We start from the raw sequence: 15,648 nt of genomic DNA on the forward strand, positions 1-15,648 counted from the left end.
TTACGGTGGTTATAGCGTCAGGGAAACGCCCGGTTACATTCCGAACCCGGAAGCTAAGGCTGACAGCGCCGATGGTACTGCGAGGGGGACCTCGTGGGAGAGTAGGACACCGCCGGACCTCTTCATCGAGGGTCGTGCAACGGACACCAATGCTGGTGACCGTCGCACGGCCCTCTTTTTTTTGTGCGCTCGGGCGACTCGACGATCCCTAGCGCATCGAGCCGAAAGCGGTTGCCAGTCGCGCTCCGCTAAACTGGATGACTGAAACACCACACCGACCGCCAACGATATTGAGAGCGAGCCGCCTATGGGTGCGATGACGAGTGCTATCGTCTGCCTCTCGGTCCTCGCACTGCTCGCCTACCCGTTGGTTCGCCGTTTCGGTCGGAAGACCTTCCTCTTCCTCTCGGCCGCGATGCTCGCGGTCTTCGTATGGATTCTTGTGCTTGCTCAGCCTGTGTTTACGGGTGGAGAGCCGCTTGTTGAAGCAGCGGAATGGATCCCTCACTTGCAGATGGGGTTGACGTTCCGGCTCGATGTCGTCGGTGCGCTCTTTGCTCTTCTGGTGACCGGTGCCGGCGCCCTCGTGCTGCTGTACTGCACGGCTTACTTTGAAGAGGGAGAGGCCGGTCTGCCTCGGTTCGCCTCGGTCTTTCTCGGGTTCGCCGCCTCGATGCTGGGCCTCGTGCTCTCAGACGATGTCTACCTGCTCTTCATCTTCTGGGAAGGCACGACTGTCTTCTCCTTCCTGCTGATCGGACACGTGACCCGTCTGCGCACGGCCAACTCGGCGGCGCTGCAAGCGCTGATGGTGACGACGCTGGGTGGCCTTGCCATGCTCGTCGGATTCGTGATTCTCGCCCAGGGAGCCGGCACCAGCCGACTGTCAGAGATTATCGCCGACCCACCGGGCGGTCCTGCGGTACATGTTGCGGTCTTCCTTCTGCTTGCCGGAGCACTCTCCAAGTCGGCGATCTTCCCATTCCATTTCTGGCTTCCCGGAGCCATGGCTGCTCCGACTCCCGTGAGCGCTTACCTGCACGCCGCAGCGATGGTGAAGGCAGGGGTCTATCTCATCGCAAGGATCAGTCCGGGTTTCGGCGACGTTGCCGGGTACCGCGAGACTTTGGTCATCCTGGGCGGCGCGACGATGATCGTCGGCGGCATCCGCGCACTCAAGCAGTTCGATATCAAGTTGATCGTCGCCCACGGCACGGTCAGCCAACTCGGCATGCTCGTCATGGTCTTCGGGTTAGCCGACCCACGCGCATCGTTTGCGGGTTTCGCGTTGCTGTTTGCCCATGCGCTTGCGAAGGCACCGCTCTTCCTCTCGGTCGGCATCATCGACCACGCCACCGGCACCCGCGATCTGCGGCGACTCTGCGGCGTCGGCCGAAGAATGCCGACACTGGCGGTGGTCACCACACTCGCCGCCGCTTCGATGGCGGGTGTGCCCGTCTTCGTCGGCTTCGTGGCCAAAGAGTCAGCGATTATCGAGCTGAGCCGGATGGGGGAGTCGTTCCCGATCGCCTACCTCGCATTGACCGTCATGATCTTGGGCAGCGTGCTCACCGTCGCTTACATGGGTCGACTGCTGTGGGGTGCATTCGGTGATAAGCGGGACGCTCAGGAGTGCGCCGTGTTGCATCGGCCGCACCGCGGCATTCTGGTCGCACCGGCGGTGTTCGTACTGCTGACGCTCGTCGGCGGCGTGCTCGCATCCTCGCTCGATCCGCTGCTCCAGTCCATGATCCAGAAGACTGCCGACGCTGAACCGGAACACTTCGCACTGTGGCACGGGTTCACCGCAGAGCTCGGCGTCTCGCTTGCGATCCTGGTCGTAGGTGCGGCAGTTGCACTGCTGACATCGCGCACCCGGCCGGTGCTTCCCGTGCTTCCTGAACGGTTCTCGGGCTCGCACATGTACTGGACGGTGACTCACTGGGTCGATGCGATCGCAGTAAAGGTCACGTCAATCACCCAGCGCGGCTCGCTGCCGTTCTACCTGTCGGTGATTCTGCTCGTCGTCGTCGCAACACTCGGAGGCACCGTTCTCGGTATTGGAGCTTGGCCTGAGCAGGTCACGTTCTTCAGCGCACCCGTGCAGATTCCCATCGCGATCGTCATGATCATCGCCGCGATCTACTCCCTGCGTGCGCGCACGAGATTCCAGTCGGTTGTGCTGGTCGGCGTGACTGGCTACGGCATGTCCGCGATCTTCGCGACGCACGGGGCGCCCGATCTGGCCCTCACCCAGGCGCTCGTAGAAACAGTCACGTTGATCGCCTTCGTGCTCGTCATCCGGCGGCTTCCGCAGCGGCTCGGGCCGCGGCCCAAGCGCAGCCTCCACTGGATCCGTCTCGGTATCGGCAGCGCCGTAGGCTTGGTTCTCGGTGCGGTCGCAATCGTGTCGCTCGGCGCTCGAATCGCCGATCCGATCTCACTCGAACTGCCAGCGCTCGCCTATTCGGGAGGACATGGAAGCAACGTCGTGAACGTGATGCTCGTCGATATCCGCGGCTGGGACACAATGGGGGAGCTGTCCGTGATCCTCGCTGCCGCCACGGGCGTCGCCTCGCTCGTTTTTCTGAACACCCGGGTCGATCTGCGCCCGAAACTGAGTCGACGCGATGCACGCAAGCGCACACAGGCCCATCTTCTGCGCGTCGCCGACCCCAGCGATCCGGCGAGTCGTTTCTCCTGGCTCCTCGCAGGACCGCAGCTTGATCAGTCCCGTCGTTCGATACTGCTAGAGGTCGTCGTCCGGCTGATCTTCCACGCGCTGATCATCCTCTCGATTTACTTGTTGCTCACCGGGCACAACACTCCGGGCGGTGGCTTCGCAGGAGGCCTTGTCGCGGGCCTCGCACTTGTGGCCCGCTACCTCGCCGGTGGACGCTACGAGCTCGGCGCGACCGTGCCGCTCGATGCAGGGCGGATTCTGGGTACGGGTCTCGCGCTCGCGGTCTCAATGGCCTTCCTGCCGCTGCTCTTCGGCCAGTCCGCACTCGCCTCGGCATGGGTTGACCTTGACCTGGGGTTCTTCGGCACGTTGCCGCTTGTCACATCGACGTTGTTCGACATCGGCGTCTACTTGGTCGTCTTCGGATTGATCCTTGATGTGCTGCGCAGCCTGGGTGCCGAGATCGATGAGCAGGAAGAGGCCGATGCTGCCGCCTTCGAAGATGAGGCGGTGATGAACCGATGACGACGATGCCACTCGTATTGGTCGCCGTGATGGTCGTACTCTACGCCTGTGGCGTGTATCTGATGCTCGATCGCACCCTGACGCGTCTGCTGCTGGGTTTCCTGCTCGTCGGCAACGCCACCAACCTCCTCATCTTCTTGATGTCGGGGTCATTCGGGAAGGCACCGCTCTCGGCGGAGACCGGTGCCGAGGAGATGAGCGACCCGTTGCCACAGGCGTTCATCTTGACAGCGATCGTGATCACGTTCGGTGTCAGCGCCTTCCTACTCGCGCTCATCTACCGGTCATGGCGTCTTGCTCAGCACCGAGACGATACTGTGCAGGACGATGAGGCAGATCTCGAGGTCGCGCGTACCGGTGCGCTCACGACCGCGGAGGTCACGGATGAGGATCTCCAGGAGACCCCAGAGCTCTCGGACGACGATGATGTCGACGATGACGGTGATCCCTTCGCGCCGGGGACCGGGCCTATCAAGACGCTGATCGCTCCGGAATCTGGGCTTGGCACACGGGAGGAGCAGCGATGATCGCATTGGTTCCCCTCGCGGTACTCATTCCCCTCGGTGGCGCGGCGCTCGCGCTCGCGGTTCCGGGGCACCGGAGACTGCAGCAGGCCATCACCCTGGTTGCCCTTGGTGCGGTCGCAGTGCTGAGCGGCGTACTCATGTGGCTGGTCGACAGCGCGGGAACGCTGGTGATGGAAGTGGGCGGCTGGGCCGCGCCCTTCGGCATTGCGCTGGTCGTGGATCGCGTGTCCGCCCTGATGCTGATCGTCTCGGCTCTCGTGCTCTTGGGCGTGTTCCTGTTCTCTATCGGACAGGGTCTCGCGGATGGCGACGAAGATACTCCGGTCTCGATCTACTATCCGACCTATCTTGTGCTGGGTGCGGGCGTCTTCAACGCCTTTATCGCGGGCGATCTCTTCAATCTCTACGTCGGGTTCGAGATCCTGCTCGTCGCAAGCTACGTGCTCATCACGCTCGGAGGAACACAGCAACGCATTCGTGCGGGCGTCACCTACGTCATCGTGTCGCTCGTCTCCTCGGTGCTGTTCCTCGCTGCGATCGCGCTCATCTACGGCGCGACGGGCACGGTGAACATGGCACAGCTGACCGTGCGTATTGCGGAGCTCCCGGCAGAGGTACAGCTACTCCTGAACCTCGCCTTGCTCATTGCATTCGGGATCAAGGCGGCGGTCTTCCCACTCTCTTTCTGGCTACCTGATTCCTATCCGACGGCTCCGGCTCCGGTGACGGCGGTCTTTGCCGGCTTGCTCACCAAAGTCGGTGTGTATGCCATTATTCGGAGCCAGACGCTACTGTTCCCCGAATCGAGCGTCGACAATGTGCTGCTGGTCGTGGCGGGACTGACGCTGCTCATCGGTATCCTCGGTGCTGTCTCGCAGCTTGATATCAAGCGTCTACTCTCATTTACGCTGATCAGTCATATCGGGTACATGATCTTCGGTATCGGGATGGCGAACGCCGCGGGCTTCGCTGCCACGATCTACTACATCGCGCACCACATCATCGTGCAGACTACGTTGTTCCTCGCAGTCGGTCTGCTCGAACGTCAGGGGGGCACGACCTCGCTCTCCGACCTCGGCGGAATGATGCGCAGTGCTCCGGCGATTGCGGTTCTCTTCTTCATACCGATGCTCAATCTCGGTGGGATCCCACCATTCTCAGGGTTCATCGGCAAGGTCGGCCTGTTCTCAGTTGCAGCTGAACTCGCCACTCCCGGTGCATACATGCTCATGGGCGTTGGCGCACTGGTCTCGTTGCTGACGTTGTATGCCCTGGCACGCGCGTGGGTGCTGGCGTTCTGGCGCCCGCGCATCACAGCGGAGTCGAAGCAGGCGAAGAACCCCAGCACTGAGGCGCTGCTGCTTCGGGAGCGTGAAGAGGCGCTCCTTGAGCGACTGCAAGACGCTCCCGATGCCCAGCCGAAGCAGGAGCAAAAGGAGATTCCGCGTCTGATGCTGTCGGCGACCGGTGGCATGGTCGTGGTCAGTATCGCGCTGACCGTATTCGCGGGACCTCTGTACGCGTACGCGACCCGCGCCGGCGATGACCTCGCGAAGCCTGGACGCCTGGTCGAGCAGGTTCTTGATTCGCCGGGACCGCTCGGTGGAGGAAGCGGAACCACCGAGCCGGAGGGGGAGGGGCACTGATGTCGAAGCTGCATGAACCCGCAAGCCCCGCCCGTCGTATCGAGCGCGGCGTGCGCCTGCACGAACTGCCGCTCATCGCGGGGTTGGTCATACTCTGGACGATGCTCTGGCAGACCTTCTCACCGCTCTCGGTGGTGAGCGGCGTGATTGTCGCGATCTTCGTCATGAGACTTTTCTACCTGCCTCCGGTGGACCTCGCCGGGCGGTTCAATGTGCTCTGGGCGTTGCGCTATGTCGGCTACTTCCTCTGGCATCTCTCCCGGGCCTCCTGGCAGGTGGCGTGGCTCGCCGTGCGCCCCGGGCCGGTGCCGAAGACGTCGATCATCGAGGTGCAACTTCGTACGCGCTCAGATTTCATTCTCACGATGGTCGGGCTGACGAACTCGCTCATCCCGGGTTCGCTCGTCGCCGAGGTCGACCGTTTCAACTCGACCCTGTACCTCCACGTGATCAACACACCCACCGAGCGCGAGATCGAGATGATGCGCGATGAGGTCTACCACATCGAGCGATTGCTCATCATGGCCGCGGGCTCTCGCGAAGAGATGAGGGCCGTCGCATGAGTATCCTCACGACTGCGTTGATCGTCGCTGCGGCTGCCGGTCTCACGGTAACCGCGCTCGCGGCGATCGTCAGGATCGTGCGTGGTCCGACGATCCTCGACCGTATGGTGGCATCAGACGTACTGCTCACGACGCTGATGCTCGCCGTGGGGACTGACATGGTCGTGCGGGGGCACACCGACTCGATCGCGCTCATGACTGCGATCGCCGCGACCGCGACGTTCGCGACCATCGTCGTGGCGCGCTTCGTGAAGCGTCGTGCCGAGCACGCCGCAACGACACACACTGGTGAGCCGTCCGGAAAGGAAGCCGGCAATGTATGAGGATCTGCTCGACGTCGTCGTGCTTACCTTGCTCGTGCTCGCTGCCGCACTGTCGGCAGCGGCGGGGATCGGCTTGCTGCGTTTCCCCGATGCGCTGAGTCGACTGCACGCGGCCACGAAGCCGCAGATCTTTGGTTTGCTGCTGGTGATCGCTGCCGTGGCCCTGGATCAGCGCTCCTTGGGAACTCTGTTCGCGCTGGTGCCCGTATTCGTCTTCCAGTCGCTGACGGCGCCGGTCGCTGCGCATATGGTGGGCCGCGCCGCGTATCGGAGCGGTCAACTCGACACCGCGAGCATGGTCGCCGATGAGCTTGCGCCGGCCATTGAGCGGAGCGCGCGCGAGTCGAGCTGAATCGCCGATGTCAGGATGCGCGGGGCCCGCCGCTGCGATAGCGTAGTGGTATTGGCCCAGGAGGCCTTCTCACAGTCGATTCGAGCAGGGAAAGAGTGGACGTGAACGCCGAACACAGGGCCCGTCGTAACGATGATACGCAGTCGCGCTCGACCCAGCAGTTCCGCGAGGATCTGGGGGCGATGGTGCGTGCTCGCGTCACCGATCTCACGGTCGACGAGCAAGAAGCCGTCGCTGCTCTGCCGTCGGGTGCGGCCCTGCTCGTCGTCCGTCGGGGCCCTGATCTCGGCGCACGTTTCCTGCTCGATCAAGACCAGACCGTAGCGGGGCGGCATCCCGGTGGCGATATCTTCCTCGACGATGTGACGGTATCTCGACGGCACGCGGAGTTTCTGAGGCAGGGAACCACGTTCTCGGTGCGGGATATGGGGTCGTTGAACGGTACGTTCTGCGATGGCGCTCGTATTGACGGAGAGCGTGAGCTCGAGGATGGATCAGAGGTGCAGGTCGGCAAGTTCCGCTTCACCTTCTTCGCTTCGCGCTTCGATCTGGCGGACGCGGCCTGACGTGGGGGTGCGGAGCGCAAACCCGTCGCCGCCGGGTCTGCTGAGCATCGGTCAAGTTCTGGAGCGATTACAGGACGACTTCGTCGACCTCACGCCGTCGAAGTTGCGGTTCCTGGAAGAGCAGGGGCTCGTTTCGCCGGAACGGACGAAGTCGGGGTACCGCAAGTTCTCTCAGTCCGACATCGAACGTTTGCGCCTGATCCTCACCCTGCAGCGCGAGCACTACTTGCCGCTGAAGGTGATCGCAGAGGTGCTTCGAGAGGTCGATGCGGGGCGCGATCCGATCATTCCGGGCGCGGCCCCGCGCAGTGCGTCGACGATTCTCGCCCCGCGCAGCGTGCTGAGCGGCGATGAGCTGCGTCGTCTTACCGGCGCAAACGCTCGGTTTCTCGGAGAAGCGATCGCTGCGGGTCTGCTCCCCGCCGCGGAGGTGTTCCCGCACGACTGCGTCGCGCAGTTGACGGCCCTCTTGAAGCTGGCTGAGCGGGGAGTCACCCCTCGCCACCTGCGTTCGCTGCGCGTGGCTGCTGAGCGCGATGCCGAGTTGATTGGTCAGGCTGTTGCCACTCGCGGAGCCCGGGCAGGCTCGCCGGAGGTGAGCGAGGAATCGCTCGAGCTCGCCGGTTACTTGGAGACTGTCCGTTCGGGCGTGCTGCGTCAGCGCCTCGCCGGCGGCCGGTAGTTCTCTCGACCCGCGCAACTCGCGGGTCGAAGGTCGTTGCAGTTGGCCCTCCCTGTGGGTACCGTTAATGAAGTCCGACGCTGTTCGCGTCGATGAGGAAGGATCGTGATGGAAGACTCCCCTTCGCAGTCGGGCGACCCGGTGACGGACGAAGATCGAACTGCCCCTGAAGTCGCTCCCGATGATGCGGTGATGCTCTTCGACGACGGCCTTCCGAAGCCCGATCGTAATGGTGGTTTCAAGGGTGCGGTGGCGGCCCGCGCGGCGGGCATCAGCTACCGGCAGCTTGACTACTGGGCACGCACTGGTCTGGTGGAGCCGACGGTGCGCGGCGCTCAGGGGTCCGGTTCGCAACGCCTCTACGGGTTCCGGGACATTCTTGTGCTCAAGCTTGTGAAGCGGCTGCTCGACACCGGGATCTCGTTGCAGCAGATTCGCACCGCGGTCGCCCAACTGCATGAGGCCGGCGTGCACGATCTCTCGCAGACCACGCTCATGAGTGATGGGGCGAGCGTCTATCTGTGCACCTCGAGCGACGAGGTGATTGACCTCATGAGCCGGGGCCAGGGGGTCTTCGGCATTGCTGTCGGTAAGGTGCTGCGCGAAGTCGAGTCAACTCTCGTCGACCTCGACAGCCATCGTTCCGGCGCGGATGCCACGGATACTGACGCGGTGGACGAGCTTGCTGCACGGCGACGTGCGCGCAAGATTTCCTGAATTCGGGTTGGAGTCGCTGGCTTCAGGCCCAGGAGACTTCGAGTCTCGGGTCAGTCGCTCTCTCGGTCGGTGACGACCTCTTGCGTATCCGACATCTCATCGGGGATGGCGTCGTCGACGACAGTCATAGCGCGCCCGGCGAGCGGCGCGGCCGGGGGAGCATCGATGCCTCCGGAGCGGAGCACACGGTCGAGGACCTGATCGAAGTAACCTGCCATCTCCTGCGCCGCTTCGCCCGGCCAGACGTGCACGGGGCGCGCAGCCCCCTGCGCCTGCTGCAGTGAGGTGCGCTCGGGCAGCTGCGGATTGAGTACGAGCGGACCGAACATTTCGCGCAGCTCGCGGATGCGGAACTGATGCTCCATCGACTGCGGACGAGTGCGGTTGATGAGAATGCCGAGCGGCTGCAGTCGGGGGCTGACGCCGCGACGCAACTCCTCGATCGAGCGCAGCGCGCGATCGGCGGCAGCGACGGCGAAGAGGCCGGGCTCGGTGACGACGAGTACCCGATCGCTCGCAGCCCATGCGGTGCGCGTGAGGGCGTTCAGCGACGGGGCGCAATCGATGAGTACCAGGTCGTAGTCGGACTCGACGTGAGCGAGCGCTTCCTCGAGCTTCCAAATCTCGCGAACTGACGGGTGGGGGCCGTCGAAGTTAATGGCCGACGGGCTCCCCAGCATCAGGTCGATGGTGCCGCCCTCATGATGGCGCGTCCAACCGCTGGGTGCGATCGCGTCGCGTACGGTCTTCTCTTTCGGATTCTCGAGTACGTCAGCGATGTTGAGGTGACCTTCCGGGTTCACATCCATGCCCGTCGAGACGTCGGACTGCGGGTCGAAGTCGACCACGAGCGTTCGGAGGCCGCGGGAGAAGGCTGCGGAGGCCAGGCCGAGGGTGACGGTCGTCTTGCCGACACCGCCTTTGAGGGAACTCACGCTCAATACATGCACGCCCCAAGTTTAGACGAACGTAACCTTGAGTGCGCCAGGGAGTCGGAAACGGTGACGGCTTCGAAGAAACTGCAGACTACCCCCGCAAAAGTTTGTGTGAGGTATTTGGTAATCTTTGTCTGGTTGTAAGACAATTTTGGGTGATGAAGCGCTAGGCTGATTTCGTTCAGTGTTGAAACGGTTCTGCCACCCGAAGGAGCCCCCATAGATGTTCGAGAAGATCCTGGTCGCCAACCGCGGCGAGATCGCGATCCGAGCCTTTCGCGCCGCCCACGAGCTCGGTGCGAGAACGGTCGCGGTATTCCCCTATGAAGACCGTAATTCCCTGCACCGCCTGAAGGCGGATGAGGCGTATCTGATCGGCGAAGAGGGGCACCCGGTACGCGCGTACCTGGATGTCTCCGAGATTGTTCGTGTGGCTCAGGAGTCGGGAGCGGATGCGATCTATCCGGGATACGGCTTCTTGTCGGAGAATCCGGAACTTGCGGCGGCTGCCGAGGCGGCGGGGATTCGCTTTATCGGGCCGGGGCGTCAAGCGCTTGAGATGGCGGGGAACAAGGTTGCGGCGAAGGAGCACGCGATCGCGGCGGGCGTTCCGGTGCTGCGGTCGACGCCACCGTCGACCGATGTCGACGAGTTGATCTCGGGCGCGCGTGAGATCGGCTTCCCGGTGTTCGCGAAGGCGGTTGCGGGCGGCGGTGGGCGCGGTATGCGTCGGGTCGAACGCGAAGAGGATCTGCGTGACGCGCTCGAATCAGCGATGCGCGAGGCGGGAAGTGCGTTCGGCGACTCGACGATGTTCATCGAGCAGGCCGTCTTGCGGCCGCGCCACATCGAGGTGCAGGTGCTCGCTGACAAGACCGGCGCGGCGGTCCACCTGTTCGAGCGCGACTGCTCGGTGCAGCGCCGTCACCAGAAGGTCGTCGAGATCGCACCGGCGCCGAACCTTGACCAGTCTGTGCGTGATGCGCTGACGCGTGACGCGATCGCGTTCGCGAAGTCGATCGGTTATGAGAATGCTGGCACGGTTGAGTTCCTGCTCGATACTGAGGGAGACCGGGCTGGTGAGCATGTGTTCATTGAGATGAACCCTCGCATCCAGGTTGAGCACACGGTGACCGAGGAAGTCACCGACATCGATCTGGTGCAGTCGCAGATGCGGATCGCTGCCGGCGAGACGCTTGCGGACCTGGAGTTGACGCAGGACCGGATCCAGTTGCGTGGTGCGGCTCTGCAGTGCCGCATCACGACTGAGAACCCGGCTGATGGGTTCCGTCCGGATCTGGGGCGCATCACGGCGTATCGTTCACCGGGCGGTGGCGGGGTGCGTCTTGACGGCGGCACGATCAACCCGGGCGACCACATCAGCCCGCACTTCGATTCGATGCTGGCGAAGCTCACCTGCCGCGGGCGGGATTTCCCGGCGGCCGTGTTGCGTGCCCGCCGTGCGCTTGCGGAGTTCCGCATTCGCGGTGTGGCGACGAACATCCCCTTCCTGCAGTCCGTGCTCGCCGATGCCGATTTCCAGGCCGGTGATGTGTCGACCGCGTTCATTGAGGAGCGGCCTGAGCTGCTGAGCTTGAACAAGCCTCAGGATCGTGCCACCCGAATGCTGCAGTACCTCGCCGATGTCACGGTGAACGAACCGAACGGGAAGCGCCCGGGCACGATGGCGCCGGCTCGGAAGCTCCCTGCGACGGATCTATCGCAGCCGGCACCTGCGGCGGGCCGTCAGCGGTTGCTGGAACTGGGGCCGGAGGGCTTCGCGCAGGCGCTGCGCGAGCAGACGGCGCTCGGCATCACCGAGACCACGTTCCGAGACGCTCACCAGTCGCTCCTCGCGACACGGGTGCGTTCGCGTGACCTCATCGCGGTTGCTCCGCATGTGGCCAGGCTCACTCCGCAGTTGTTCTCGGTAGAAGCGTGGGGCGGTGCAACCTACGACGTGGCGCTCCGCTTCCTCAGCGAGGATCCCTGGGAGCGGTTGGCAGGGTTGCGTGAGGCGATGCCGAACATCCCGATTCAGATGCTGCTGCGCGGCCAGAACACCGTCGGTTACACGCCGTATCCGGCACAGGTGGCACAGGCGTTTGTGCAGGAGGCTGCGGCAACCGGCGTCGATATTTTCCGCATCTTCGATGCGCTCAACGATGTGAATCAGATGCGGGTTGCGATCGATGCGGTGCGCGAGACCGGTACCGCTGTTGCCGAAGTCGCGATGTCGTACACGGGGAACCTCCTCGACCCGGCTGAAGATAAGTACACGCTCGACTACTACCTGCACCTTGCAGACCGTATCGTCGAAGCAGGAGCGCACATTCTTGCGATCAAGGACATGGCTGGGCTGCTACGGCCCGCGGCTGCTGAGAAGCTGGTCACGGCGCTGCGCGAACGCTTTGATCTGCCGGTGCATCTGCACACCCACGACACTCCGGGTGGGCAGCTCGCAACTCTGCTCGCGGCGTCGCGAGCGGGGGTCGATGCGGTTGACGTGGCAAGCGCTCCGATGGCCGGTACGACCTCGCAGCCGTCGCTGTCGTCGCTGGTGGCGGCGCTCGCGCACACCGAGCGCGACAGCGGACTCTCGACTGACGCGGTGTATGCGCTCGAGCCGTACTGGGATGCGGTGCGCACCACGTACAAGCCGTTCGAATCGGGTCTGCCGTCACCGACCGGGCGCGTGTACACGCATGAGATTCCAGGCGGTCAGCTGTCGAATCTGCGCCAGCAGGCGATCGCGCTCGGTCTCGCCGACAACTTCGAGAAGATCGAGGACATGTACGCGGCGGCAGACCGTATTCTTGGACGTATTCCGAAGGTGACGCCGTCCTCGAAGGTGGTCGGTGACCTCGCCTTGCATCTCACGGCGGTTGACGCGGATCCTGCCGACTTCGAGGCCAATCCCGAGAAGTACGACATCCCGGACTCGGTCGTCGGTTTCCTGGCGGGAGAACTCGGCGAGATTCCAGGCGGTTGGCCGGAGCCGTTCCGTTCGCGCGTGCTCACGGGCCGGAGCCGCTCGGTCGAAGTCGCGCCGGTTGCCGCCGAGGATGCTGAACTGCTTGAGCATGCTGGGGAGGAGCGTCGGGCAACGTTGAACCGTCTGCTGTTCCCCGGGCCCACGGCGCAGTACCTCGATGCGAGGGGGCGCTTCGGTGATCTCTCCATTCTCGAGACCGATGCGTACCTGTACGGTCTCGAGGCAGGGGAGGAGCAGGCGATCGACCTGTCGCGAGGAGTTCGTCTGTATGTCGGGCTCGAGGCCATTGGCGAGGCCGATGACAAGGGCGTGCGCACGGTGATGGCTCGGGTGAATGGGCAGTTGCGTCCGGTGTTCGTGAAGGATCAGCGCGTCGCCGTCAGTGCTCCGCAGGCTGAGAAGGCCGACCGTACTGTGCCGGGGCAGGTTGCTGCGCCGTTCTCGGGTACGGTGACGCTGAAGGCCGAGGTCGGAGACACGGTCTCTGCGGGCGATCCGGTCGCGACGATCGAGGCGATGAAGATGGAAGCCGCGATCACGGCGACCGTTGATGGAACTGTGGAGCGCGTCGCGTTCACCGGTACGCGGGGTGTGGAATCGGGGGATCTGATCCTCGTCATCTCCTAGCATTGGCGCTCCCGAGCGTCGGAGTCTTCTAGGATTGCAGCGTGGCTGTACGTGAAATCAGACTCTTCGGTGACCCGGTGCTCCGCACCGCGTGCGACCCCGTCGTCGATATCGACGACGGGGTCCGCGCGATGGTGGCAGACCTGTGCGACACGGTTGCCTTCGATGGGCGTGCCGGGCTCGCCTCGACGCAGATCGGTTACACGCTGCGTGCCTTCAGCCTGCATATCGAGGGCGAGGTGAGCTACATCCTGAACCCTGAGATCGTTGCACTCGAGGGTGATCCCGTGCCGACTGGGGAAGGGTGCCTCTCGGTTCCCGAACTCTGGTTCGATGTCATGCGTTACCCGCGGGCCACCGTGCGTGGTATCGACCTCGATGGTGTCGAGCGGACGATCGCCGGGGAGGGGCTACTCGCCCAGGCGCTGCAGCACGAGTGCGATCATCTCGACGGGAAGCTCTATCTCAGCCGACTCGATCGCGAGACCCGAGGCGAGGCGATGCGCCGGGTCCGCACCTCTTCCTGGTTCTGAGCGAAGGGTGCGGCCGCCCGGTCAGGCAGACGTCGTAACGGCCTGAGTCTGCGGGTTGTCGCCGTAGAGTGCCTCGATCTCGCCCGCGTAGTCACGCAGAATATTGTCGCGCTTGATGCTCATCTTCGGCGTGAGGTGTCCGCTGGACTCCGTGAACTCGGTCGGAAGGATCGTGAACTTCCTCACGGACTCGGCTCGGGAGACGTGTTCATTGCCGTGGTCGATGGCCCTCTGGACCTCTTCATGCACTTTAGGGTGCGCTGAGGCCTCAGCCAGTGACATTTCAGGATCCTCACCCTGGTTCTTCAGCCATCCAGGCAGCATCTCGGGATCGAGCGTGACGAGCGCCGCGATGAACGGCTTCTGCTCACCAACGACGACAACCTGACTGATGATCGAGTTGGAACGGATCGGATCCTCGAGCTGAGCAGGGGCAACGTTCTTACCGCCCGCAGTGACGATGATCTCCTTCTTGCGTCCCGTGATCGCGAGGTATCCGTCTTCGTCGATCTCGCCGACATCGCCGGTGCGGAAGAAGCCGTCTTCGGAGAATGCTGCAGCCGTAGCCTCAGGATTGTTCCAGTACTCCTTGAACACATCGATGCCTTTGACCTCGATCTCTCCCTCATCCGAGATCCGAATCGTGTGTCCGGGGAGTGCGGGGCCGACCGTACCGATCTTGAACTTGTCGGGAAGGTTCACCGTGACGGGGGCCGTCGTCTCGGTGAGCCCGTACCCCTCCAAGATCTTGACGCCCAGACTGCGGTAGAAGTGACCGAGGTAGCGGCTGAGCGGCGCGGATCCTGACACGGCGTACTTCACACGTCCGCCGAGACGCTCGCGCAGCTTTCCGTAGACGAGCTTGTCGAAGAGCTTGAATTTCAGCCCGAGAACGAGCGGCACTCGTCCGGCGTCCAAGGCCTCCGAATGGGCGACCGCAACTTTCGCGGCTGCGCGGAAGATCTTGCCCTTCCCTTCGGCCTCCGTCTTCTGCTCAGCCGAGTTGTAGACCTTCTCGAACACGCGAGGCACCGCAAGCAGGAACGTCGGCTGGAAGGAGCCGAGCGCCGGAAGCAGCTGCGTGGTGTCGGCTTGGTGCCCGACACGCACGCCCGCGTGCACCGCGAGCACCGAGATGAAGCGGGCGAATACGTGTGCCAGCGTGATGAAGAGCAGAGTCGACGACCCGGGCTCCTCAACGACCTTGCTCAGTGCTGAAGCCGAGTTGCGCGAGAGGTCGACGAAATTGGAGTGAGTCAGCACGCAGCCCTTGGGGCGTCCGGTAGAGCCGGAGGTGTATATCAGCGTGGCGATGTCGTCACCGTTCGCGAGTGAGCGTCGACGCTCGATCTCTTCCTCGGGCACCTCTGAGCCTTGCGAGACGAGCGCATCGATCGCTCCATCGTCGAGGTTCCAAACGAGATCGACGAGCGGCAGCTCATCGCGTACCTCCTCGAATCGTGCAGACTGATCGCGTGTCTCGGTGATGATGCCGCGCGCGCCGGAATCTTCGAGAATCCAATGGATCTGCAGCGGGGAGGAAGTCTCGTAGACGGGGACCATCACGGCTCCTGCATAGTGCAGCGCGAAGTCGATGAGCGACCACTCATACTTCGTCTTGCAGATGAAGGCGATCCGGTCGCCAGGTCGCACTCCGGCGGCCGCAAGTCCCTTCGCGACCGACACCACCTGATCTCTGAAAGCGGTGGCGGTGATGCCACGCCAACCATCGCCTGCGGGCACTGCGAAGAGCTCCCGTTCCGGGGTTGCGGAGACGCGTTCTTCAAGCAGGTCTGAAATGTTGTCGTGAGGGGCCTGGGGAACGATGAGGGGGGTCTCTGACGTCTTCACGGTAACTCCTTCGATACCCGTTCGCAGGCTCCGATCGCGTCGCTGTCGCGAATGCGGACGGTGCGTGTCGCTTGCACTGTTACCCACCACCCTATCGGCCGACTCGGCTGGGAAGACTGGAGG

At 63.5% G+C, this 15,648-nt stretch carries 13 protein-coding genes and 1 rRNA gene; 12 read left to right on the forward strand and 2 right to left on the reverse strand.

What is annotated here, in order from left to right:
- Position 1 precedes the first annotated feature (1 nt).
- From rrf to ACUYV6_RS02920, 10 genes are all read left to right on the forward strand, one after another.
- Positions 2-118, forward strand: a 5S ribosomal RNA gene (gene rrf / locus ACUYV6_RS02875).
- A 198-nt stretch (positions 119-316) separates the two neighbouring features.
- Positions 317-3,208: a Na+/H+ antiporter subunit A gene (locus ACUYV6_RS02880; protein ID WP_449277150.1), complete on the forward strand. Its 2,892-nt coding sequence runs from the start codon at positions 317-319 to the stop codon at positions 3,206-3,208.
- Complete coding sequence (locus ACUYV6_RS02885; RefSeq protein WP_449277151.1) at positions 3,205-3,735, forward strand: Na(+)/H(+) antiporter subunit C; 531 nt, start codon at positions 3,205-3,207, stop codon at positions 3,733-3,735. The genes ACUYV6_RS02880 and ACUYV6_RS02885 overlap by 4 nt, the downstream gene beginning before the upstream one ends.
- On the forward strand, positions 3,732-5,381 hold the full coding sequence (locus tag ACUYV6_RS02890; RefSeq protein WP_449277152.1) for a Na+/H+ antiporter subunit D: 1,650 nt from the start codon (positions 3,732-3,734) through the stop codon (positions 5,379-5,381). Before ACUYV6_RS02885 ends, ACUYV6_RS02890 begins: the two co-directional genes overlap by 4 nt.
- Positions 5,381-5,944, forward strand: coding sequence for a Na+/H+ antiporter subunit E (locus ACUYV6_RS02895; RefSeq protein ID WP_449277153.1), 564 nt, complete (start codon positions 5,381-5,383; stop codon positions 5,942-5,944). Before ACUYV6_RS02890 ends, ACUYV6_RS02895 begins: the two co-directional genes overlap by 1 nt.
- Positions 5,941-6,267, forward strand: coding sequence for a monovalent cation/H+ antiporter complex subunit F (locus ACUYV6_RS02900; protein WP_449277154.1), 327 nt, complete (start codon positions 5,941-5,943; stop codon positions 6,265-6,267). The genes ACUYV6_RS02895 and ACUYV6_RS02900 overlap by 4 nt, the downstream gene beginning before the upstream one ends.
- The gene (mnhG, locus tag ACUYV6_RS02905) at positions 6,260-6,619 is read left to right on the forward strand and encodes a monovalent cation/H(+) antiporter subunit G (RefSeq protein WP_449277155.1); all 360 of its coding nucleotides are present in this window, start codon (positions 6,260-6,262) and stop codon (positions 6,617-6,619) included. Before ACUYV6_RS02900 ends, mnhG begins: the two co-directional genes overlap by 8 nt.
- A gap of 101 nt (positions 6,620-6,720) precedes the next feature.
- Positions 6,721-7,185, forward strand: coding sequence for an FHA domain-containing protein (locus ACUYV6_RS02910; RefSeq protein WP_449277156.1), 465 nt, complete (start codon positions 6,721-6,723; stop codon positions 7,183-7,185).
- Between the two features lies 1 nt (position 7,186).
- Positions 7,187-7,867, forward strand: coding sequence for a transcriptional regulator FtsR (ftsR, locus tag ACUYV6_RS02915; RefSeq protein WP_449277157.1), 681 nt, complete (start codon positions 7,187-7,189; stop codon positions 7,865-7,867).
- A 108-nt stretch (positions 7,868-7,975) separates the two neighbouring features.
- Positions 7,976-8,584, forward strand: coding sequence for a MerR family transcriptional regulator (locus ACUYV6_RS02920; RefSeq protein WP_449277158.1), 609 nt, complete (start codon positions 7,976-7,978; stop codon positions 8,582-8,584).
- Between the two features lie 50 nt (positions 8,585-8,634).
- Here the strand turns inward: ACUYV6_RS02920 and ACUYV6_RS02925 are convergent, their stop codons facing one another.
- Positions 8,635-9,534: a ParA family protein gene (locus ACUYV6_RS02925; RefSeq protein ID WP_449277159.1), complete on the reverse strand. Its 900-nt coding sequence runs from the start codon at positions 9,532-9,534 to the stop codon at positions 8,635-8,637.
- 208 nt (positions 9,535-9,742) lie between these two features.
- Here ACUYV6_RS02925 and ACUYV6_RS02930 point away from each other — a divergent pair, with 208 nt between their 5' ends.
- Positions 9,743-13,141, forward strand: coding sequence for a pyruvate carboxylase (locus ACUYV6_RS02930; RefSeq protein WP_449277160.1), 3,399 nt, complete (start codon positions 9,743-9,745; stop codon positions 13,139-13,141).
- Between the two features lie 41 nt (positions 13,142-13,182).
- The gene (gene def / locus ACUYV6_RS02935; protein WP_449277161.1) at positions 13,183-13,674 is read left to right on the forward strand and encodes a peptide deformylase; all 492 of its coding nucleotides are present in this window, start codon (positions 13,183-13,185) and stop codon (positions 13,672-13,674) included.
- Between the two features lie 21 nt (positions 13,675-13,695).
- Here the strand turns inward: def and ACUYV6_RS02940 are convergent, their stop codons facing one another.
- Positions 13,696-15,525, reverse strand: coding sequence for an AMP-dependent synthetase/ligase (locus ACUYV6_RS02940; protein ID WP_449277162.1), 1,830 nt, complete (start codon positions 15,523-15,525; stop codon positions 13,696-13,698).
- Positions 15,526-15,648: the final 123 nt, after the last annotated feature.

The sequence above is a fragment of the Leucobacter sp. GX24907 genome, assembly GCF_053567335.1.

Excerpts from the sequence above, each read along its gene's own strand:
- ACUYV6_RS02880 (WP_449277150.1), top strand. The coding sequence starts at position 317 with ATGACGAGTGCTATCGTCTGCCTCTCGGTCCTCGCACTGCTCGCCTAC.
- ACUYV6_RS02885 (WP_449277151.1), top strand. The coding sequence starts at position 3,205 with ATGACGACGATGCCACTCGTATTGGTCGCCGTGATGGTCGTACTCTAC.
- ACUYV6_RS02890 (WP_449277152.1), top strand. The coding sequence starts at position 3,732 with ATGATCGCATTGGTTCCCCTCGCGGTACTCATTCCCCTCGGTGGCGCG.
- ACUYV6_RS02895 (WP_449277153.1), top strand. The coding sequence starts at position 5,381 with ATGTCGAAGCTGCATGAACCCGCAAGCCCCGCCCGTCGTATCGAGCGC.
- ACUYV6_RS02900 (WP_449277154.1), top strand. The coding sequence starts at position 5,941 with ATGAGTATCCTCACGACTGCGTTGATCGTCGCTGCGGCTGCCGGTCTC.
- mnhG (WP_449277155.1), top strand. The coding sequence starts at position 6,260 with ATGTATGAGGATCTGCTCGACGTCGTCGTGCTTACCTTGCTCGTGCTC.
- ACUYV6_RS02920 (WP_449277158.1), top strand. The coding sequence starts at position 7,976 with ATGGAAGACTCCCCTTCGCAGTCGGGCGACCCGGTGACGGACGAAGAT.
- ACUYV6_RS02930 (WP_449277160.1), top strand. The coding sequence starts at position 9,743 with ATGTTCGAGAAGATCCTGGTCGCCAACCGCGGCGAGATCGCGATCCGA.